This is a genomic window from Pseudomonas sp. G1002 (assembly GCF_013385455.1).
GTDB lineage: Bacteria > Pseudomonadota > Gammaproteobacteria > Pseudomonadales > Pseudomonadaceae > Aquipseudomonas.
Genome location: NZ_JACAPY010000058.1, coordinates 19,909 through 39,633 on the forward strand (window position 1 = coordinate 19,909; position 19,725 = coordinate 39,633).

A 19,725-nucleotide genomic window follows, 5' to 3' on the forward strand; every position below is an offset into this window, starting at 1 on the left:
GGGAGGCCGCTGTGCTCTTGATTTTGATCTGACTGCCCCATTCAGCCCGAGGCCGAACGCAGGCAGTGCGCAGCAGCCAACCTGCAACTACAGCCCCATCACCCGAGCCAAGGATTGGCCGCCAAATGCTCACGCTCAAACGCCTTGATCTGCTCACTGCGCTGCAACGTCGTGCCAATAGCATCCAACCCCAACAACAACGCAGTCTTGCGCAACGTATCGATCTGGAACGCAATCACCTGCCCGTCCGCCAAAAGGATCTCCTGCGCCTCCAGGTCCACACTGATCTGCGCCTGCTCAGGCTGACTCACCATCTGCCCCAACCGCTGCAACACCGCCTCCTCCAGCGTGATCAACAACACCCCGTTACGCTGGCAGTTGTCATAGAAAATCCCCGCAAAGCTGCTGCCGATCAACGCGCGAATGCCCATCTGCTTCAGGCCCCACACCGCATGCTCCCGGCTGGAACCACAGCCGAAGTTCGGCCCCACTACCATAAAACTCGCGCCCTGCCAGGCCGGCTGGTTCAGCACAAATTGCGGGGCAGGCTCACCCGAGGGCAAAAAGCGCAAATCAAAGAACAACCCGCGATCCAGCCCGTTGCGGTCGATGCCCTTGAGAAACTGCTTGGGCATGATCACGTCGGTGTCGATATTGGCCGCCAGCATCGGCGCCGCCTTGCCGGTGATCCGAGTGAAGGGTTGCAAGCTCATGTGCGGTCTCCAAAGTGGCGAATATCCGTCAGCCGGCCAGTGATGGCCGCAGCGGCGACCATGGCCGGGCTCATCAGGTGCGTGCGGGCACCCGCGCCCTGGCGGCCTTCGAAATTGCGGTTGGTGCTGGAGGCGCAGCGGTCGCCCGGCTCCAGCACGTCGTCGTTCATCGCCAGGCACATCGAGCAGCCCGACTGGCGCCATTCAAACCCGGCGTCGATAAAGATCGCAGCAAGGCCTTCGGCTTCGGCCTGGTCACGCACTTCGGTGGAGCCCGGCACGATCATCGCCCGCACATGGTCGGCCACGTGCTTGCCGCGCACCACGCTGGCGGCGTCGCGCAGGTCTTCGATGCGGGCGTTGGTGCAGGAGCCGATAAACGCGTGGCTGATCACAATGTCGCTCAACGGCATGCCCGCTTCCAGGCCCATGTAGTTCAAGGCACGGCGCATGTCCTGGCGCAGGATCAGGTCGCTGATGTCTTGCGGGTCCGGCACGCGGGCACCGATGGGGGCGGCCTGGTCGGGGCTGGTGCCCCAGGTGACCATCGGCTCAAGGGCGCTGGCATCCAGCTGCACTTCGAGGTCGAACACCGCGTCGGCATCCGAGTGCAGTTGGCGCCAGCCCACCAGGGCGCGTTCCCACAACTCGCCCTTCGGCGCGCGTGGCTTGCCCTTGAGGTAGGCGAAGACCTTTTCGTCCGGCGCCATGAAGGCTCCACGTGCACCGGCTTCCACCGCCATGTTGCAGATGGTCATGCGCGCCTCGACGCTCAGGGCATCGATGGTCGACCCACAAAACTCAATGGCGTAGCCGGTGGCTCCCGAAGCGCCGATCTTGCCGATCAGCGCCATGATCACGTCCTTGGAGGTCAGCCCACGAGCCAGTTCGCCGTCCACGGTCACACGCAGGCTTTTCAGACGCTTGTAGACCAGGGTTTGCGAGGCCAGCAAATGCTCGATTTCCGAAGTGCCAATGCCAAAGCCGAACGCGCCCAAGGCACCGTAGGTGGTGGTGTGGCTGTCGCCGGCGGCGATCACCATGCCCGGCAGGATAAAACCCTGTTCCGGGGCGATCACATGTTCGATGCCCTGGCGCTTGTCGAGGATATCCAACAGCTCGATCCCGAAATCCCGGCAGTTTTCCGCCAGGTACGACACCTGGCGCGCACCGCCCGCATCCGGCATGGTCGCGATGCGCTTGGGCGTGGTGGGGTTCACATGGTCGACCACCGCCAGCGCCGTACCGGGCCGCCACACACCACGGCCCGCCTCGCGCAAGCCGCTGAAAGCTTGCGGGCTGGTGTATTCATTGATCACCTGGCGGTCGATGTACAGCAGCACATGGCCCTGGTCATCCAGGCGGCACACCGTGTGGGAATCGATGTGTTTGTCGTAGAGGGTTCTGGCAGAAGTCATTATGGGGCTCGCTCAACGGTATGACCCCATCATAGGCAGCGCCCCCGCCCCATCAATCCCGCCTTGGTGATGGCTCGGAACATGTTTCGTGTTGCATGAATGCGTATCTGAAACATTTACTTTCATATCCGCCTTAGGGTTTTGTGTTTCTCATCCGTCTTAACTTAGATACAGCCGCTCGCGTCAGCAAAAGCTACGGGTGGCGTTTTCCGGGCCTTTACCGCCTCCCTCCGATCAAGACCCTCATTCACATGTCGAAGAAGTCACGCTCAAAACTCTGGTTTCTCGTGCACAGCTGGCTGGCATTGCCCATCTGGTTCTTTGTGCTGATCGTCTGCGTCACCGGCACCCTGGCGGTGGTCAGCCAGGAGATCGTCTGGCTGGCCAACCCGGACATCCGCGCCAGCAAGCCGTCGGACGATGCCGAACCGCTCACCTACGACCAGGTGATCGGCGCCATCAAGCGCGCCGAACCCCAGGTGATCGTCGAATCCCTGAGCCGCCCGGACGAATCGCACTTCGCCCTCAGCGCCGACCTCAGCTACCCCGACGGGCGCTCGCTGGAGGTCTACGTCAACCCATACACCGGGGTGATCCAGGGCATCAGCCCATCGTTCAACTTCCAGCAATTTACCCGTGCCCTGCATGGCTGGTGGCTGGTGCCTTTCACCAATGGCTACAGCTGGGGCTGGTACCTGGTCTCGCTGCTGGGCTTGCCGCTGCTGGCCTCGCTGGTCACCGGCCTCGTGGTCTACAAGCGTTTCTGGAAAGGTTTTTTCAGGCCGACCCTGCGCATTCGTCACGGTGCGCGGATTTTCTGGGGCGACTTCCACCGGTTGAGTGGCATCTGGTCGATCTGGTTTATCGCGGTGATTTCCATCACAGGCACCTGGTTCCTGATCCAGGCGATCCTGGGTGATAACCAGATCACCATTTCCAGCGAGCCGATCGTCCCGGCGATTGCCCGCGACAAAGTGCCGATGTCCGCCCCGGGCGTACCGGCGCCCATGATTCCCCTGGACGAGGCGATCAACATCGCCACCCAGCGCATTCCCGGGCTTGAGGCCAGCTTCGTGAGCCTGCCCAGCAACGCCTACAGCCACCTGCGCATCGGCGGGCGTGGCTGGTACCCGCTGATGTTCCAGACCGCGGAAATCAACCCGTACAACGGCGAAATCGCCGCCTCGCACCTGCTGTCCGACCGTTCGGCCCTGGAGTTCGTCACCGAATCCATGCGCCCGTTGCACACCGGGGACTTTGGCGGGATCTGGATCAAGCTGATCTGGGCCTTCTTCGGCCTGGTGCTGAGCATGATGGTCTTGAGCGGCTTGCTGATCTGGACCAAACGCACGGCCCTGGCCACCCTCAATGCGCTGAAACGCGAAGCCAAGGCAGCCCGTCAACCGGCGAAAACCCAGGCCTTGCAGGCTGAGACCACGGAGGCCACCCCATGAACAAGGCCATGACGGTTCAACCCCCCTCGCCCCTGCGGGCCTTCTGGCTCAAATGGCGATTCCACATCAATATCCTGCTGTTGCTGGTGCCCCTGGGCTTCATGCCCAAGTACTTTGCCGACGCGGCACTGTTTCGCGGCGACAGCGGCCTGGGTGAACGGGAGATCGGCGAAGTACAGGTCGGCCCCTGGAGCCTGAAGCTCGCCGAACTACGCAACGAGCCGCCGCGCCCGGACCCGGCAGGCCCGATGAAATCCTTCAACGCTGCCCTGTGTGCCACGTGCATCGACCAGGTCAAGGCGACCTACCTGCGTATCGGCAAGCCCCGCAGCCTGCGGGCGGCCGGGGTGATTTTCTTCGGCACCCCATACCGCATGGGCGCTGCGTTGCCGATCCCTGAGCGCACCCCGCTGGACGCCGAAGTGTGGATCACCATGGAAGGCTGGGACGGCGCCATGCACCAGGCCTCCATTCCCTTGAGCCAGGCATCGCCGGCCACCATCGACTGGCTGAAAAAACGAGGAGTTAAACCATGACTTTGCCGCAACTGGCCCGCACCGTTGGCGCGCTGATCCTCAGTGCCGGTTTCAGTACCGTCGCCCTCGCCCACAATCCGATGTGCGAATGCAAGGAAATCGCCGGCGAGCAGATCCAGTGTACCGGTGGTTTCTCCGATGGCAGCGGTGCCCCCGGCGTGACCCTGGATGTGATCGGCTACGACGAGACCATCCTGGTGCCCGGCAAGCTGGGAGAAGACTCGAAGCTGACCTTCAAGAAACCCTCCGCCGAGTTCTACGTGCTGTTTGATGCCGGCCCCGGCCACGTGGTGGAAATCGACCAAGCGGATATCCAGCCCCAATGAGCCGTACAACCCAAGTCGTGCGCCCGGCCGGCGCCGGGCACGAAACCCTGTATGTCCTGCTGTTGTGCCTGATCATCCTCGCCGTTGCCGGCACGGTGGTGGCCTTGCGCGGTGAAAACCAGGAGATCGCCACCGTGCCCAGCCACCAACTGGACGCCCGCCGCGACCTCAGCGCCGCCGAGCAAGGCATCTACGCCGACCTGCGGGTGACCCTGGATGAAATCCACTTGCTGCAGGAGGAACACAGCGCTCTGCCGACGCCTGAACAGCTGGCCGAAGAGGGCTTCGCGCCCTTCGCCCAGGACGCCAGTTCGGTGAGCCGTGGCGACCACCGCTGGCAGTTGCTGGACGCGGCCTATCTGGGCCTGAGCCAGACGCCGGACCTCAGCGGTTCGCTGTTGATGCGCATCCGCGGCGCCGAGCCGGATATCTGGCTCAACCGCAGCGCCCACCTCACCGCCCCCACCGACCTCACTGACCAGGCGCTGATCAGCGCGGGCTGGCAGCAGGTAGTCGCGCAATTCGATGCCGGTGTCACCCGCCAGCATCGTCACTGAATTCACGTTGCAGCCGAGAGAAGACCATGTCTATTTCATCTCCATTATTACGTCTGGTGCTGGTCGGCCTGATCACCGTGCTGCTGGCCCCGTTCGCCAGTGCCGACCCGGCAAAACGCCTGCGCATCGGCATCACCCTGCACCCGTATTACAGCTACGTCGCCAATATCGTCGGCGACAAGGCTGAAGTTGTCCCGCTGATCCCGGCCGGTTTCAATCCCCATGCCTACGAACCCCGCGCCGAAGACATCAAACGCATCGGCACCCTTGATGTGATCGTGCTCAACGGCGTCGGCCATGACGATTTCGCCGACCGCATGATCGCCACCAGCGAGCGCCCGGACATCCCGGTGATCGAGGCCAACGCCAACGTGCCGCTGCTGGCCGCCACCGGCAACGCTGCGCGCGGTGCGGGCAAGGTGGTCAACCCGCACACCTTCCTGTCCATCAGCGCCTCGATTGCCCAGGTGAACAACATTGCCCGGGAACTGGGCAAACTCGACCCGGACAACGCCAAGACCTACACCCAGAACGCCCGCGCCTACGGCAAGCGCCTGCGCCAGATGCGCGCCGACGCCCTGGCCAAGCTCACCAGCGCGCCCAACCCCGACCTGCGGGTGGCCACCGTGCACGCGGCATATGACTACCTGCTGCGGGAATTCGGCCTGGAAGTCACCGCCGTGGTGGAACCGGCCCACGGCATCGAGCCGAGCCCCAGCCAGTTGAAGAAAACCATCGACCAACTGCGGGAACTGGACGTGAAAGTGATCTTCTCGGAGATGGATTTCCCGTCCAGCTACGTCGACACCATCCAGCGTGAATCCGGGGTGAAGCTGTACCCGCTGTCGCATATTTCCTATGGCGACTACAGCGCGGAAAAATACGAAGTGGAAATGACCGGCAACCTCAACACCGTGGTGCGGGCGATTCAGGAGTCCGGGGCATGACGGCGGCTGAACACCTCAGTGTGGCCAGCGTTGGCCCGACCCTCGACTTCGATAACGTCGCGCTGACCCTGGGCCGTACGGTGATCCTCGATGCAGTGAGTTTCCAGGTGCAGCCCGGCAGCATCCATGCGCTGGTGGGCCCCAACGGCGGCGGCAAAAGCTCGCTGATCAAGACCCTGCTGGGGCAAACGCCGCACCAGGGCCAGTTGAGCCTGCATTGGCCGGATGCACCCGGCACCATCGGCTACGTACCCCAGGCGCTGGAGTTCGACCGGGGCTTGCCGATGACCGTCGACGACTTCATGGCCGCGATGTGCCAGCGGCGTCCGGCGTTTCTCGGGCTGTCCAAACATTACGCCGCCGCGATTGGCGACGCACTGGAACGGGTCGGCATGCAGGACAAGCGCAAGCGGCGCATGGGTGCCCTGTCTGGCGGTGAACGCCAGCGGGTGCTGCTGGCCCAGGGCTTGATCCCGACACCGCACTTGCTGGTGCTGGACGAACCGATGTCGGCGCTGGACGAAGCCGGGATCCAGGTGTTCGAGCGGCTGCTGAACGATTGGCGCCAGGCCGGGATCACCGTGCTGTGGATCGAACACGACCTGGAAGCCGTCGGCCGCCTGGCCGATCGCGTCACCGGCCTGAACCGCCGTGTGCTGTTCGACGCCACGCCGAAAGAGGCACTGACCCCGGACCGCCTGCTGACCCTGTTCTCCACCCACCCACGGAGCCCGGCCTTATGAGCTATGAAGCCTTTCGCCTGATGGTCCAGGGCTGGGCGTCTTCCGGGTATCTGCCGGAAGCGCTGGCCTATGGATTTGTAGTCAACGCCCTGCTCGCCGGCCTGCTGATCGGCCCGGTGCTGGGTGGTTTGGGCACCCTGGTGGTGGTCAAGCGCTTTGCGTTCTTTTCCGAAGCCGTGGGCCATGCCGCACTGACCGGCGTGGCCGTGGGCATTCTGCTGGGGGAACCGTACACCGGACCTTACGGCAGCCTGTTCGGCTACTGCCTGCTGTTCGGGATCCTGCTCAGCTACCTGCGCAACCGCACGGGCCTGGCGCCGGACACGCTGATTGGCGTATTCCTCTCGGTGTCCCTGGCCCTGGGCGCGAGCCTGCTGCTGATTCTGGCGGGCAAGATCAACGTGCACATTCTCGAAAACGTGCTGTTCGGCTCGGTGCTGACCGTCAACGGCAATGACCTGTTGGTGCTGGCGATTGTCGGCGCATTGGTGATGGCCCTGGCCCTGCCGCTGTACAACCGCATCATGCTCGCCAGCTTCAACCCGCAGTTGGCGGCGGTGCGCGGGGTGGCGGTGAAGACCCTGGACTACCTGTTCGTGATCCTGGTGACCCTGATCACCGTGGCGGCGGTCAAGGTCATCGGCGCGATCCTGGTGGGTGCGTTGCTGGTGATTCCGGCGGCCGCCGCACGCCTGTTGAGCCAGTCGCTCAAGGGCTTCTTCTGGATCTCGGTGGTGATCGCCACCGTCAGCACCCTGTGCGGGATCCTGCTGCCGATCATCTTCGACCTGCCGATTCCGTCCGGTGCCGCGATCATCCTGGTAGCCGGTATCGCCTTCGCCCTCGCCGCCATCGCCCGCGGCACGGTCCCCAGCCTGAAAGGGAATCTTGGATAATGCGCCCGATGTTTCGACCACTGCTTCTGGCCCTGGCCATCGCCACACCGGCATTCGCCGCCGACGGCGTCAAGCCACTACAGATCACCGCCAACCAAGGCGTTGGCCATGCTGCCTTGAACCAGGCCAAGGCGACAAAACCGGTGAAAGTCCTCGCCGCCTTGCCGATCACCTATGGCTTGGCGCAGGTGTTGCTCAAAGGCACTGATGTGCAGCTTGAGCGCGCGGCACCGGCCAACCTGCCCGGCTCGCGGCAAGTCGCCTATTTCACCGGGCGCGGTGCGCAGGCGCTGAACACCCTGGCGCTGGACGCCGATGCAGCCATCGGCCTGCGCTCGCTGTGGCCCGACGACCCGCTGTACCCGGTGGCCCGGCGCAGCAATATCCGCATCGTCGAAGTCGACGCCGCGCGCCCGGTGGACGGCGGCTTGCCGGGGATTGCCGTGCAGCCGGGCGCCACCGACGGCCTGAACAGCCAGCCGTGGCAAGCCAGCAACAACATGGGGCGCATGGCCGATGTGATGGCCGCCGACCTGAGCCGCCTGGCACCCGAGGCCAAGCCGCAGATCGAAGCCAACCTGGCCGCGCTCAAGCAACGCTTGCTCAAGCTCACCGCCGACAGCGAAGCGCGACTGGCCAAGGCCGATAACCTGACGGTGGCCAGCTTGAGCGATCACTTTGGTTATCTCGTCAGTGGCTTGAACCTGGAGCTGGTCAGCACCGATGCAAGGGCGGATACCGAGTGGACACCCGAGGCGTTGCAGCAACTGAGCGAAGGCTTGAAGGAGAATGAGGTGGCCGTGGTGCTGCATCACCGCAAGCCAAGCGATGCAGTGCAGGCGGCGGTCACGGCGGGCGGGGCGAAGTTGCTGGTGCTGGGCACCGATGGCGCCGACCCGGTGGCGGAACTGGAAGGCAATGTGGATCAGGTGATCAAGGCGCTGTAACGCGCCTCTCACCGGCGAAACACAGTAAATGTGGGAGCGGGCTTGCTCGCGAATGCGGTGTGACAGTCAACACATACGGTGACTGAAACAACGCCTTCGCGAGCAAGCCCGCTCCCACATTTGAGTCGGTGTTATGCCCGAGGTCCGGGTCAGCCGGCAAGTGCCTGGCTATCCATCTTCTGGCGCAGGCTCAGCGGACGCATGTCGGTCCACACTTCTTCGATGTAGGCCAGGCACTCTTTCTTCATCCCGCTCTTGCCCACGGTGCGCCAGCCTTCCGGCACGGCCTTGTAGTCGGGCCAGATGGAATATTGTTCTTCATGGTTGACCACTACCTGAAACAGGATGTCTTCGCGGTCGAATACTGAGGTCATTGCTGTTCTCCGTCGGGGTAAGGCTGGCTGCGCACCACGCACAGCTGATGTAAGAAGGAACGTGCCAGCCCGATAAAAAATTAGAGGCTGGTGACCGACGCCGCCAGGGCGCGACCAAAAATCTCGGCCACACGGTCGATTTCTACGGCAGTAATCACCAGCGGCGGCAGGAAACGCACGACGCTGCCGTGTCGCCCGCCCAGTTCGAGAATCAACCCGCGCTTGAGGCATTCACGCTGCACCAGCGGCGCCAGTTGGCGATGCACCGGCGGGTGGCCCTGGGCATCAGGCGCACCGGCGGGGTCCACCAGTTCCACACCGAGCATCAGCCCACGGCCACGAATGTCTCCCAACTGCGGGAAGTCGCGCTGCAGGATGCGCAGGTGTTCGCCGAGGCGCTCGCCCATGGCGGCCGCGTGGGCGGGAATGTCGTGGTCCTTGAGGTAACGCATCACCGCCGAGCCGGCCGCCATGGCCATCTGATTGCCACGGAAGGTCCCGGCATGGGCGCCCGGCAACCAGGTGTCGAGCCAGTCGCGATACACCACCACCGCCAGTGGCAGGCTGCCGCCGATGGCTTTGGACAGCACGACCACGTCCGGGACAATGCCGGCATGTTCGAAGGCAAACATCTTGCCGGTGCGACCAAAGCCGCTCTGGATTTCGTCGACAATCAGCGCCACGCCAGCCTGCTCGGTAATGCGCCGCAGGCCGCGCAGCCAGTCGAGATCAGCCGGGATCACGCCGCCCTCGCCTTGCACCACCTCGACGATCACCGCCGCCGGCAGCAATACACCGGCCTCGGGATCGTTGAGCAGGTTTTCCAGATAATGCAGGTTGACCTTGACCCCTTCCGCGCCGCCCAGCCCGAACGGGCAACGGTAGTCGTACGGGAATGGCAGGAATTGCACGCCATTGCCGAGCAACGCGCCCAGTGGCTTCTTCGGCCCCAGGCTGCCCATCAGGCTCAGGGCGCCCTGGCTCATGCCGTGATAACCGCCCTGGAATGACAACACCGTGCTCCGCCCGGTGGCGGTGCGCACCAGTTTCAGCGCGGCTTCCACCGCATCGGTGCCGGTGGGGCCGCAGAACTGGATCTTGGCTTCCCGCGCCAGCGCCGGCGGCAGCAGGCCGAACAGGTCCTGCACGAATTGGTCCTTGACCGGCGTGGTCAGGTCCAGGGTGTGCAACGGCAATTCATCGCTCAGCACCTGGCGAATGGCATCGATCACCACCGGGTGGTTGTGCCCCAGCGCCAGGGTGCCGGCACCGGCCAGGCAATCGATAAAGCTGCGTCCTTCGACGTCCTCGACATAGATCCCGCGGGCGCGCTTGAGCGCCAGGGGAATGCGCCGTGGGTAGCTGCGGGCATTGGATTCCTGCTGGCGCTGGCGGGCCAGCAGCGGGGTTTCATCGAACTGGTAAAGCGTTTCCGCAGGGACCGCCTGGGTCTCTTCGATACGGCTGGTAGCGACTGACATCTCTCGATCCCTCAATACGCTGATGATGGTGACCAAACTGCCCACCCGTTGGCGCCAGGCCCAAGGGCCGCGCACGGATTTCCTGTTCTGGAAACGCATCAGCGAAGGGAGGATTTACACCTGTGGTCGTTAAAAACAGCTTTAGCGGATTTACCCGGCCACCCCGGTGTATTTTTCATTCAACGCATACAGGATCGCGCAGGTCTGCGCATCCAGCCGCCCACTGTAGTCAGAGGGCCGAAAATGCATCTGGAACGCACGGACACGTTGCTGGAAACCCAGGCGATTTTTCGCCGGGGCATAACCGTAGCGCTGGAACGCCCGCTCCACCTCAACCTCTGGCGGCAGGCCGATGTCGAACCGACGTTGATAGGCCATCTTGGCCACCTCTTCATACCAGGCTCCCACGCCCGCCTCGAACAGGCAGCGCCATGGCAAGCGGGGGCCGGGGTCGCTCTTGCGCCAATAGGCAATGTCGGAATGCCCGAGGATGTCGGTAGGACCGATCGCCGGGTAACGCACCTGAATGTCACGAATCAAGGCGATCAACACGTCAATCTGCTCTGCGCCATAGGCCGGGAAGGTCAACACACCGGCGTCATCCCGGGCCTGGTTGACGATTTCAATGCCGATGGAGCGGCTGTTGAGGTTATCGCGCCCGGCCCAGTGGCTGGTGCCGGCGTGCCAGGCGCGTTGCGCTTCGTCCACCAGGCGAAATACCCGCAACTCGTCATAGCCGGCGGCGCGGTAGCTGGCGTCATGGGGGTCGGCCAACAGGTAGTGGGCACTGAAACCGTCGCGGGTCAGTGCACGCAATGACGAGGCAAAGGGCGCGGCGGTGTAATGCACAATCACCTGGCGCACGGCCTGGCCATTGCGCTCATTGAAGTCGTTTGCGGGATACGTGGAATCGATAACCAACATAGGGGCTGTCCTTTTCAACACAGGCCGAGTCATTCAGCCGGTTCAAACACAAAAAAATGACCGCCATCCTGAAGCGTTGCGCTTGAGGATGGCGGTAGCTATGTGTGCTGTGAAAAGAAGGTTTCAGCGCCGCAACGGCATGCCCAGGTCGACGCGCATGCCATCGGCCTGGCTGTCGAATTTCAGGGAGCACGAGCAGCGCTGCACGATGGCCTGGACGATCGCCAACCCCAGGCCGCAACCCGGGCTGTTGCCGTTGCGCCAGAAGCGCTGGGTCAAGTGTTGCAAGTCTTCGCTGGAAATCGGCGCGCCATGGTCACGCACCCGGAACACCACATTGTCGCCAGCGCTGGACACACTCAGCTCCACCCGAGTATCGGCCGGGGTGTGGCGCAACGCGTTGTCCAGCAGGTTGCGAAGGGCCGCGACGGCCAGGCCCACCGGCATTTCCAAAGGTTTTTCGGACAAACCGTCTGCCAGGATCAGGTCAATACGCTGATTGTCGCCGCCGTTGGCATCCTGGATCGCCAGTTGCGCAACTTGCTCGGCACTCGATTGCAGGCCGTCATCAAACGACAGGCTGCCTTCGACCCGCGCCAGCAGCAGCAACTGCTCAAGGGTGCGGTGCAAGCGGTCGGCGCCCTCTTCAGCATGGGCCAGGGACTGGTCACGGGCGGCGCCTTCGGTCATGCGCGCCACTTGCAGGTGGGTCTTGATCGCGGTCAACGGGCTGCGCAGTTCGTGGGCCGCGTCACCGGTCAAGCGGCGTTCGCGTTCGATGGTCTTGGCGATGCGCTGCAGCAACTGGTTCTGGGTGTCGAGCAGTGGCTTGAGTTCGCTGGGCAGCGGGCTGATCTGCAACGGTTCGAGGGAGTCGGCACTGCGGCGCATCAAGGCGTCACGCATGCGGTTGAGCGGCAACAGGCTCTGGCCGATCCCCAGCCACAACAGGCACAGGCAGCCCAACAATGCCACGCCCACCGGCACCGAGGCGGCCAGCAGGATCGACAGGTTCAACGCTTCACGTTCCACCTGCCGGTCGGCGGTGGTGATAAACAAATCGCCACGGGACAGGGTAAAGCTGCGCCAGCCCACGCCATCAATCATCTGGTCGCGAAAGCCGCTCTTGCGCGACTCCAGGCCCTGGTCCGGCGTGGTGTGGCTGCGGGCCAAAACCACGCCGCGCAAGGAACTGACCTGGCACGCCATACCGCCTGGCACATTCAATTGTTCGGCGCTGAAGTGCGCGCCCTCCCCCGTGCTGGAGAGGCCGGGCATCTGCTCCATCAGCCCCGCCACCATGCGCGCCGACGCCACCAGGCGCTGGTCGAGGGAGAACATCATCTGGTTGCGCAGGTCGTTGAGCATCCACGCGGCGGCCAGGACCCAGATCAGCACGAAAGCTGCGCCGAGCTTGAAGGTCAGCCGCAGGCGCAGGCTCATCACGAAGCGTCCTCTCCACCGTCAGCCGGGCCCAGGCGATAGCCCAGGCCGCGCACGGTTTCGACGATGCCGTTGCCGAGTTTGCGCCGCAGGTGGTGGATGTGCACGTTGAGGGCGTTGCTTTCCAGTTCGTCGTTCAGGCCGTAGACGCTGTCCTTGAGCTGCTCGCTGGAGAGCACCCGACCACGGTTTTGCAACAGGGCTTGCAACAGCGCCTGCTCGCGGCGGGACAGGTCCACCGACTCACCGCCCAGCAACGTTTCGCGGCTGCTGGGGTTGTAGGTCAGGCGCCCGTGCTCGATCAGGTTGACGCTGCGCCCAGCCACCCGGCGCAACAGGGTGTGCAGGCGTGCGGCGAGTTCGCGCAGGTCGAAGGGTTTGAGCAGGTAGTCGTCGGCACCGGCCTGCAGGCCGTCGACGCGGTTGGTCACCGAATCCCGTGCGGTCAGGATCAGCACTGGAATCTCCAGGCCCTGGCTGCGCAGTTGCTGCAACAGCTTCAAGCCGTCTTCATCCGGCAGGCCGAGGTCGAGTACCATCACGTCGAATTCCGCCACCTTGAGCATCGCCCGGGCAGCCGCAGCCGTGCCGACGCGCTCGACCGTCAGGCCCTGGGCGCTGAGCCCGGCAACAATGCCGCTGGCGATCAGCTCGTCGTCTTCACAGACCAGTACGTGCATGGTGAACCCTTTGCAAAATGTGAGGGTGATTAAAAAGGCAGTGGATTAAGCGTGCATTATGCCGCCAACGCCGAGAATCCCGGATAATCCCTTCTTTCTAGGATAGCCCGGTTAATCATCGGTTAATCAACGCCACACATTGTGTGTCCCACTTGCTTCGAACTAAGGCTTGATCATGCGGCATCTGTTTATCTTTCTGCTGGTAGTGTTTGCTGGATTCGCCCAGGCCGCGCCTGGCAACAATCCATTCGAGACCAAACCCGACTTCCTCCCGGTGGGCAAAGCCTTCACCTTTACCTCCGAGCGTCTGGCCTCCGGCGAAACCCAGTTGTATTGGCAGATTGCCGACGGTTACTACCTGTACCAGCAGCGCATGAAATTCGATGGCCTGGCCGAAAAGCCGACGTTGCCCCAGGGCGAAGCCCACAGCGACGAGTTCTTTGGCGAGCAGCAAGTCTATCGCCAGGGCCTGGAAGTGAAGATTCCCGCTGGCGCCACCGGCCAGGTCAAGCTCGGCTGGCAAGGCTGCGCCGATGCCGGCCTGTGCTACCCGCCGCAATCGATCACCGTGGACCTGGGCGGCAACCCTGCCGTCGCCGCCACCGGCCAGGCCCAGGACCAAAGCCTGGCCAGCGGCCTGCAACAACGCAGCCTGGGCTGGAGCCTGCTGGTGTTCTTCGGCCTGGGCCTGCTGCTGGCCTTCGCCCCGTGTTCCCTGCCGATGTTGCCGATCCTCGCCGGCCTTGTGGTCGGCAGCGGCGCCAGCCCACGGCGCGGCTTTGCCCTGGCCGCCAGCTACGTGGTGTGCATGGCGCTGGTGTATGCCGCGCTCGGTGTATTGGCTGCGCTGCTCGGCGGCAACCTCGCCGCCCTGCTGCAAATCCCGTGGATCCTCGGCAGCTTCGCTGCGTTGTTTGTGATTCTCGCCCTGCCGATGTTCGGCTTCTTTGAACTGCAACTGCCGGCCTTCCTGCGCGATCGCCTGGACAACGTCAGCCGCAACCAAAGCGGCGGCAGCCTGGTAGGCGCCGGCGTGCTCGGCGCCCTGTCCGGCTTGCTGGTGGGCCCGTGCATGACCGCGCCCCTGGCCGGCGCGCTGTTGTACATCGCCCAAAGCGGCAACGCCCTGCACGGCGGCCTGATCCTGTTTGCCATGGGCATCGGCATCGGTGTGCCACTGTTGCTGCTGGTGACCGTGGGCAACCGCTTCCTGCCCAAGCCTGGCACCTGGATGAATATCCTCAAGGGCATCTTCGGTTTCCTGTTCCTCGCCACCGCCGTGCTGATGATTCGCCCGGTGGTCGGTGAAACCCTGTGGCTCGGCTTGTGGGGTGTGCTGGCGCTGGTCATGGCCTACTGCGGCTGGCGCCTGGCCCGCGATTTCGGGCGCACCGCCATGCTGTTCGGCGCCGGTTCGCTGGTGCTGGGCCTCTGGGGCAGCGTATTGGTGATCGGCGCGGCCGGCGGCAGCGACGACCTGTGGCAACCGCTGAAGGTCTACAGCGGCTCGCGGGTAGCCGGTGCTCCCACCGCCCACGATGCCTTCATGACCATCAACGACCCGGCCGTGCTGCAAAGCCAGCTCGACAGCGCCAAGGCCCAGGGCCAATGGGTGCTGGTGGACTACTACGCCGACTGGTGCGTGTCGTGCAAGATCATGGAAAAACAGGTGTTCGGCAAACCCGAGGTACTGGACGCCCTCAAGGATGTGCGCCTGCTGCGCCTCGACGTCACCGCCGACAACGCCGCCAGCCGCGAGCTGCTGGGCCGCTACAAGGTCCCCGGCCCGCCGAGCTTCGTCTGGATCGGCCCCGACGGTGAAGAGCGCCGCGCCCAGCGCATCACCGGCGAAGTCGACGCCGCCGCCTTCCTGCAACGCTGGACCCAAGCCCGGGAAGCCCTCTGATGCTGACACTGACCATCGGCACCTTCGCCATCGCCCTGAATCACTTGCTGCTGATCACGGCGTTGATCCTCGCCACCCTGGTGGGCTGGCGGGTGGCCAAGCGCGGCGGCGAGAACCCCGAGTCGGTGCTGTTCACCCTGTTTCTGCTGGGTATGCTCGCCGCACGCGTCAGCTTCGTATTGATGTACTGGTCGTACTACCAGAATGACCCGCTGCAAATCGTCGACCTGCGCGACGGCGGTTTTCTCGCCTGGCCCGGCGTGATCGTGCTGATCATCGGCGCGCTGATCTACGGCTGGCGCCGCCCGCTGCTGCGCAAGCCGCTGAGCGCCGGCGTGATCACCGGCCTGGCGTTCTGGGCCCTGACCAGCCTGTCCCTGACCCTCTACGAAAAAGGCACGCACCTGCCGGACATTGCCCTGCGCAACGCCAATGGCGAAACCGTGCAACTGGCCGACTACAAGGGCGGCCCGCTGGTGATCAACCTGTGGGCCACCTGGTGCCCGCCGTGCCGGCGCGAAATGCCGGTACTGGAAAGTGCCCAGCGCCAGCGCCCGGACGTGACCTTCCTGTTCGTCAACCAGGCCGAAAGCATGCAAAGCGTCGCCACCTACCTGGCGACCCAGGGCCTGAACCTGGACAACGTGCTGTTCGACGCCAGCGGCCGCCTGGGCCAGGCCGTCGGCTCCATGGCCTTGCCCACCACCCTCTTCTACCAACCTGATGGTCGCCTGATCAACAGCCACCTGGGCGAACTCTCACAGGCCAGCCTGGCCCGCGCCATGGAGCGCTTCGAGCCGACCCCCGCCAAACCGGCCTTGCCGGCCACCACAAGGAATTCGCCATGCTCCGCCTCCGCCACCTGCTGACACTCCTGCCCCTGACCCTGGCCGCCAGCCTGGTCCACGCCGAAGACTGGCCGGCGCCGATCAAGAACATCGAGGCCAAGGGGGCCAAGATCATCGGCAAGTTCGATGCGCCCAGCGGCCTCACGGGTTATGCGGCGCAATACCAGAACCGCGGCATGGCGCTGTACCTGACCGCAGACGGCAAAAGCGTGATCGCCGGCAACCTGTACGACGCCGACGGCAATGACCTGAGCACCGCGCCGCTGGAGAAACTGGTGTATGCGCCGATGGCCAAGGAAGTCTGGGCCAAGATGGAACACAGCAACTGGATCCAGGACGGCAACAAGGACGCGCCGCGCATCGTGTACCTGTTCAGCGACCCGAACTGCCCGTACTGCAACATGTTCTGGGAACAGGCACGGCCGTGGGTGAAGTCGGGCAAGGTACAGTTGCGGCACATCATGGTGGGGATTATCCGTGAAGACAGCCCGGGCAAGTCGGCCGCGCTGTTTGCCGCCAAGGACCCGCAACAGGCCTTGGAAGCCCATGAGTCGGCCGGTAAAGGCAGCAAGTTGCAGGCGCTGGAGAAGATCCCGGCGGATATCCAGGCCAAGCTTGATTCGAATATGAAGCTGATGGACGAACTGGAGTTGTCGGCCACGCCGGCAATTTTCTATCTGGATGACAAGGGTGGGTTGCAGCAACAGCAAGGAGCGCCGTCGCCGGATAAGCTGGTGAAGATTCTCGGTCCGAAATAATCAGCCCTAGCCTGTAAAGACAATGCCCGCATCGAAGCGGGCATTGTCTTTTCAGCGCGGATTAAATCCCCTCGACCAGGAAATCATCCATGTACCAATCGTTGCCGCTCGTAGCGCCTTCATGGCTATAGATTTCCAGCAGCACGGGAGCGATGGTTGGCGTAAAGGTGAAGCTCAGTGTGTGCCAGTTCAGGTCAACCAACTCTTCCACCGGTGTTTGTTGAATGGAGTCTTTGCGCAACGATAACTTGGGCGTCGCGAACGCAACGCTGTACCGTCGAACCCGTACGGAAAACCGGTAAGTAAAACCGCTCTCCAAATCCAAGAAGCGCCGCTGCAGGATCGGGCCGAAACTGTTATTGGTAAACGTGAAATTCCTGACTGCGTAATCGGGCTTGCCGTCAGGTCCCGTCCCCATATATTCAATGCTGATATCCCTGGCATCGGGTGCGCCTGACCCTACGGTCCATAAACCCAAGGTCTGATCGTTGAAATCCGTCAGGTCTCTGTACTGCTTGCGCAACAGCAACATCAGCACAGGGAACACAATTGCTTCGCTCACATTGGAGCTGCCGTCCGCCGTAACCTTGAACACGATGTTCAATACGGACCTGTGGCGAAACTTTTCCAGTTCCTCACGAGGCAGAACGTGCGACAACCCATGGTTTGCCTGCTCTTGCGTGATCGGCTCATTGACCAGCAGCTTGAGGGTATGGGACGACCCGTCGAGCAAGGTTCCCGTACATTCCAGCCAGCCCTTTTGCCCCGCCAGGATGAACCACCAGGCTTGCAGCGTAATCTCGGCATCCCCGGTAAAGGTGCGCAAGTCCAGTGTCCCCTGGCCACCGGGCAATTGAGTGGCCTGCGGCACCTCTGGCGCAGGCAAGCGCTGCGGTACACTGATCTGTAGCTCCAGGTCAGCTGACGTGACGTGCTTGCATGCGCTCGCGACGCTGTAACTGACGGGCACTGTTTTGCCGCTTCCAGCGATTACAGCCTCGCGGGGAATGGTGAAGTCAACGTACTTCGGATCAGTGTTACCCGGCTTGGGTGGCAACGGCAGGCAACTACCGTCCGATTGTGTCCAACACACGCTGATCTCGTCATGAGCACTGATGTGGTCATATTCCACCCGTGCCGTCACGCCATCACGGCCATTCCATACCGTCAACTGCGAGCCCACGGCCTCCCGAATGGTCAAGGGTTTCAGGACCAGGTCTTCCTGATGAATATCCAGGTGCAGCACAGGAAACGGCTGGGCGCTGGCCCTGTCGGACCGGCCATCGAAGTTCACCGCAAAATGCACGTCAAAGCGGCTGCAATCGGCCAGCTTTTGCAGATCGCGGCGGGACAGCAGCGTACTGACGCCCTCCTGCAGCCATTGCTCGGAGAGCGGCTCGCCGTCCAGCACATCGAAGCGATAAGGCGCGCCATCTTCCCGCTCACCGGTTACCCACATCCAGCAGGGCTGCCCCAAGGCGCCGTAGGCATAGGCCGCCACCGTCAGTTGCGCGTCCCCCTGGAACGTATTGAGGTCCAGCGTACTGCCCGTGGCCTGTTCCACCTGCGGCTTGGGCAGGCCGGAGATATTCAGGATTTTTACCGGTCGCGGCAGCGCCGACCAGGTTTGCCCTTCCCGTCGGACGGTGTAGCGGACCGACACCTGCTTATTGAAATTGGCGCTGATGGCTGACGCCGGCACATTAAAATCAACAACGTCCCGATTGTCGGCCTGCTTGCACTCGAGTACCGGAGTGCCTGCCCCGGCAGTCCCTTCCCAGAAGGCGCAAACCCAGTCGCAAGGGCACATATGCTCATAGCTGACCCGGATGGTCGCACCGTCCTGGGTATTGACCGGATTCAATACGAGATTTTCAGGTGTGATTTGCGTGGCTTCCACCACCGTGGGCGCTACGAGATCCAAATGAGGCTCGATGAGCAACGTCAACACCAAACCAGAAATCAGCCGATACACCGGCCTGGAATCCGCACGCGGCAAAAACTCAACGTAGAACGCAATATAAAGCTCACTGTCATGCTTGAGCGTGGCCAGCTCGGCACGGGACAACTTTCGGGTCCAGCCGTGGCGCACGTCCTCCTCTGTTACCGGTGCATCTTCATAAGGGTAGAGACTGGCCTTGGACCCATCAGGGTAAATCCCCCCGATATAGACCTGAGCCACTTGAACCGGGTCGATGAACGGCCAGGCGTCGACATGCAGAACCGGGTCTTCACCGCACAACAAGGACAGATCCAGAACACCGCCTGAGGCTTGCAGAATCTGCAGTTGCGGCAAATTGGACGGCAGCTTGATGAACACGTCGGCAACGGGGGAAGGATGTTCCTCGCCATCGCGGGTAACGACATAGGAAAACAGCGCGAAGTTATCAATGCGCAGCCCTACGTAATACGGGGGTACGTGGAACTCGACCGAGCCCGCTTCGACGCCATCCTGGGAGGCAATCGGCGCGTATTCCCCCGGTGTCGACTGCCAGCGCAACACAATACTGTCGGTGCTGAGCATCCCTTCGTAGAACACCCGGACAGTAGCCCCCTCCAGCAACTGGAGCGGGTCAACCCGGGGCTCTCCCTCGGCTTCGACCAACTGTGGCTTGGGCAGATCAAGGGTCAACGGTGATGACTTGGGCATGATAGAACTCCATTTCAACGAGTGATGGTGTTGCCCATCACACGCCGAAATGCCCCCCTTGCCTACTGTCAGAATTCACAGTTCGAACCTTAACAACCGCGCCACCCGACGAGTGGCGCGTTGC

19 protein-coding genes are annotated in these 19,725 nt (G+C 63.0%); 11 read left to right on the forward strand and 8 right to left on the reverse strand.

The window, feature by feature from the left end:
• Nucleotides 1–98: 98 nt before the first annotated feature.
• Complete coding sequence (gene leuD / locus HX801_RS30705) at nt 99–713, reverse strand: 3-isopropylmalate dehydratase small subunit (RefSeq protein ID WP_177023341.1); 615 nt, start codon at nt 711–713, stop codon at nt 99–101.
• Entirely contained in the window at nt 710–2,131 is a 1,422-nt protein-coding gene (gene leuC, locus HX801_RS30710; RefSeq protein WP_003208986.1) for a 3-isopropylmalate dehydratase large subunit, read from the reverse strand. Before leuC ends, leuD begins: the two co-directional genes overlap by 4 nt.
• A gap of 251 nt (nt 2,132–2,382) precedes the next feature.
• Here leuC and HX801_RS30715 point away from each other — a divergent pair, with 251 nt between their 5' ends.
• The 8 genes from HX801_RS30715 to HX801_RS30750 are packed head-to-tail and all read left to right on the forward strand — an operon-like array spanning nt 2,383 to nt 8,537.
• Nucleotides 2,383–3,585, forward strand: a complete 1,203-nt coding sequence (locus HX801_RS30715) for a PepSY domain-containing protein (protein ID WP_008431658.1) — start codon at nt 2,383–2,385, stop codon at nt 3,583–3,585.
• Complete coding sequence (locus HX801_RS30720) at nt 3,582–4,121, forward strand: hypothetical protein (RefSeq protein WP_008431660.1); 540 nt, start codon at nt 3,582–3,584, stop codon at nt 4,119–4,121. The genes HX801_RS30715 and HX801_RS30720 overlap by 4 nt, the downstream gene beginning before the upstream one ends.
• Nucleotides 4,118–4,447 carry a hypothetical protein gene (locus HX801_RS30725; RefSeq protein ID WP_003208992.1) on the forward strand — a complete coding sequence of 110 codons (330 nt, stop codon included), beginning with the start codon at nt 4,118–4,120 and terminating at the stop codon, nt 4,445–4,447. Before HX801_RS30720 ends, HX801_RS30725 begins: the two co-directional genes overlap by 4 nt.
• Complete coding sequence (locus tag HX801_RS30730) at nt 4,444–5,004, forward strand: DUF6162 family protein (protein WP_177023342.1); 561 nt, start codon at nt 4,444–4,446, stop codon at nt 5,002–5,004. Before HX801_RS30725 ends, HX801_RS30730 begins: the two co-directional genes overlap by 4 nt.
• Before the next feature lie 26 nt (nt 5,005–5,030).
• Nucleotides 5,031–5,951 carry a metal ABC transporter substrate-binding protein gene (locus HX801_RS30735; RefSeq protein WP_023659272.1) on the forward strand — a complete coding sequence of 307 codons (921 nt, stop codon included), beginning with the start codon at nt 5,031–5,033 and terminating at the stop codon, nt 5,949–5,951.
• Nucleotides 5,948–6,694 carry a metal ABC transporter ATP-binding protein gene (locus HX801_RS30740; protein WP_003208997.1) on the forward strand — a complete coding sequence of 249 codons (747 nt, stop codon included), beginning with the start codon at nt 5,948–5,950 and terminating at the stop codon, nt 6,692–6,694. Before HX801_RS30735 ends, HX801_RS30740 begins: the two co-directional genes overlap by 4 nt.
• Nucleotides 6,691–7,590 carry a metal ABC transporter permease gene (locus tag HX801_RS30745; protein WP_177023343.1) on the forward strand — a complete coding sequence of 300 codons (900 nt, stop codon included), beginning with the start codon at nt 6,691–6,693 and terminating at the stop codon, nt 7,588–7,590. Before HX801_RS30740 ends, HX801_RS30745 begins: the two co-directional genes overlap by 4 nt.
• Nucleotides 7,590–8,537: a metal ABC transporter solute-binding protein, Zn/Mn family gene (locus HX801_RS30750; protein ID WP_003208999.1), complete on the forward strand. Its 948-nt coding sequence runs from the start codon at nt 7,590–7,592 to the stop codon at nt 8,535–8,537. The genes HX801_RS30745 and HX801_RS30750 overlap by 1 nt, the downstream gene beginning before the upstream one ends.
• Before the next feature lie 149 nt (nt 8,538–8,686).
• Here HX801_RS30750 and HX801_RS30755 read toward each other — a convergent pair whose 3' ends face one another.
• The 5 genes from HX801_RS30755 to HX801_RS30775 form a co-directional block, all read right to left on the reverse strand.
• The gene (locus tag HX801_RS30755; protein WP_003209001.1) at nt 8,687–8,911 is read right to left on the reverse strand and encodes an MbtH family protein; all 225 of its coding nucleotides are present in this window, start codon (nt 8,909–8,911) and stop codon (nt 8,687–8,689) included.
• Nucleotides 8,912–8,991: 80 nt separating this feature from the next.
• Nucleotides 8,992–10,392 (reverse strand): aspartate aminotransferase family protein, encoded by a 1,401-nt coding sequence (locus HX801_RS30760; protein ID WP_177023344.1) that lies wholly within the window; start codon nt 10,390–10,392, stop codon nt 8,992–8,994.
• A 150-nt stretch (nt 10,393–10,542) separates the two neighbouring features.
• Nucleotides 10,543–11,316, reverse strand: coding sequence for an N-acetylmuramoyl-L-alanine amidase (locus tag HX801_RS30765; RefSeq protein ID WP_003209007.1), 774 nt, complete (start codon nt 11,314–11,316; stop codon nt 10,543–10,545).
• A gap of 123 nt (nt 11,317–11,439) precedes the next feature.
• The gene (locus tag HX801_RS30770; RefSeq protein ID WP_008431673.1) at nt 11,440–12,759 is read right to left on the reverse strand and encodes an ATP-binding protein; all 1,320 of its coding nucleotides are present in this window, start codon (nt 12,757–12,759) and stop codon (nt 11,440–11,442) included.
• Entirely contained in the window at nt 12,759–13,439 is a 681-nt protein-coding gene (locus tag HX801_RS30775; protein ID WP_003209011.1) for a response regulator, read from the reverse strand. The genes HX801_RS30770 and HX801_RS30775 overlap by 1 nt, the downstream gene beginning before the upstream one ends.
• A gap of 175 nt (nt 13,440–13,614) precedes the next feature.
• Between HX801_RS30775 and dsbD the strand changes: the two genes are divergently transcribed.
• Genes dsbD through dsbG form a run of 3 tightly spaced genes read left to right on the forward strand, consistent with a single transcriptional unit; the run spans nt 13,615 to nt 16,951 of the window.
• Nucleotides 13,615–15,345 (forward strand): protein-disulfide reductase DsbD, encoded by a 1,731-nt coding sequence (gene dsbD, locus HX801_RS30780; RefSeq protein WP_177023345.1) that lies wholly within the window; start codon nt 13,615–13,617, stop codon nt 15,343–15,345.
• A complete protein-coding gene (locus HX801_RS30785; RefSeq protein WP_087695093.1) occupies nt 15,345–16,214 on the forward strand; it encodes a TlpA disulfide reductase family protein in 870 nt (289 codons plus the stop codon). The genes dsbD and HX801_RS30785 overlap by 1 nt, the downstream gene beginning before the upstream one ends.
• Nucleotides 16,190–16,951: a thiol:disulfide interchange protein DsbG gene (gene dsbG, locus HX801_RS30790; protein ID WP_003209017.1), complete on the forward strand. Its 762-nt coding sequence runs from the start codon at nt 16,190–16,192 to the stop codon at nt 16,949–16,951. The genes HX801_RS30785 and dsbG overlap by 25 nt, the downstream gene beginning before the upstream one ends.
• A gap of 61 nt (nt 16,952–17,012) precedes the next feature.
• On the opposite strand, the gene HX801_RS30795 is transcribed toward dsbG, so the two are convergent.
• The gene (locus tag HX801_RS30795; protein WP_177023346.1) at nt 17,013–19,601 is read right to left on the reverse strand and encodes a hypothetical protein; all 2,589 of its coding nucleotides are present in this window, start codon (nt 19,599–19,601) and stop codon (nt 17,013–17,015) included.
• Nucleotides 19,602–19,725 lie beyond the last annotated feature (124 nt).

Bases quoted from the DNA above. Each gene is read 5' to 3' on its own strand.
- HX801_RS30720 (WP_008431660.1), top strand. From the start codon at position 3,582: ATGAACAAGGCCATGACGGTTCAACCCCCCTCGCCCCTGCGGGCCTTC.
- HX801_RS30770 (WP_008431673.1), bottom strand. From the start codon at position 12,759: ATGAGCCTGCGCCTGCGGCTGACCTTCAAGCTCGGCGCAGCTTTCGTG.
- leuC (WP_003208986.1), bottom strand. From the start codon at position 2,131: ATGACTTCTGCCAGAACCCTCTACGACAAACACATCGATTCCCACACG.
- HX801_RS30755 (WP_003209001.1), bottom strand. From the start codon at position 8,911: ATGACCTCAGTATTCGACCGCGAAGACATCCTGTTTCAGGTAGTGGTC.
- HX801_RS30725 (WP_003208992.1), top strand. From the start codon at position 4,118: ATGACTTTGCCGCAACTGGCCCGCACCGTTGGCGCGCTGATCCTCAGT.
- dsbD (WP_177023345.1), top strand. From the start codon at position 13,615: ATGCGGCATCTGTTTATCTTTCTGCTGGTAGTGTTTGCTGGATTCGCC.
- HX801_RS30765 (WP_003209007.1), bottom strand. From the start codon at position 11,316: ATGTTGGTTATCGATTCCACGTATCCCGCAAACGACTTCAATGAGCGC.
- HX801_RS30745 (WP_177023343.1), top strand. From the start codon at position 6,691: ATGAGCTATGAAGCCTTTCGCCTGATGGTCCAGGGCTGGGCGTCTTCC.
- HX801_RS30760 (WP_177023344.1), bottom strand. From the start codon at position 10,392: ATGTCAGTCGCTACCAGCCGTATCGAAGAGACCCAGGCGGTCCCTGCG.
- leuD (WP_177023341.1), bottom strand. From the start codon at position 713: ATGAGCTTGCAACCCTTCACTCGGATCACCGGCAAGGCGGCGCCGATG.
- HX801_RS30785 (WP_087695093.1), top strand. From the start codon at position 15,345: ATGCTGACACTGACCATCGGCACCTTCGCCATCGCCCTGAATCACTTG.
- HX801_RS30730 (WP_177023342.1), top strand. From the start codon at position 4,444: ATGAGCCGTACAACCCAAGTCGTGCGCCCGGCCGGCGCCGGGCACGAA.
- dsbG (WP_003209017.1), top strand. From the start codon at position 16,190: ATGCTCCGCCTCCGCCACCTGCTGACACTCCTGCCCCTGACCCTGGCC.
- HX801_RS30775 (WP_003209011.1), bottom strand. From the start codon at position 13,439: ATGCACGTACTGGTCTGTGAAGACGACGAGCTGATCGCCAGCGGCATT.
- HX801_RS30715 (WP_008431658.1), top strand. From the start codon at position 2,383: ATGTCGAAGAAGTCACGCTCAAAACTCTGGTTTCTCGTGCACAGCTGG.
- HX801_RS30750 (WP_003208999.1), top strand. From the start codon at position 7,590: ATGCGCCCGATGTTTCGACCACTGCTTCTGGCCCTGGCCATCGCCACA.
- HX801_RS30740 (WP_003208997.1), top strand. From the start codon at position 5,948: ATGACGGCGGCTGAACACCTCAGTGTGGCCAGCGTTGGCCCGACCCTC.
- HX801_RS30795 (WP_177023346.1), bottom strand. From the start codon at position 19,601: ATGCCCAAGTCATCACCGTTGACCCTTGATCTGCCCAAGCCACAGTTG.
- HX801_RS30735 (WP_023659272.1), top strand. From the start codon at position 5,031: ATGTCTATTTCATCTCCATTATTACGTCTGGTGCTGGTCGGCCTGATC.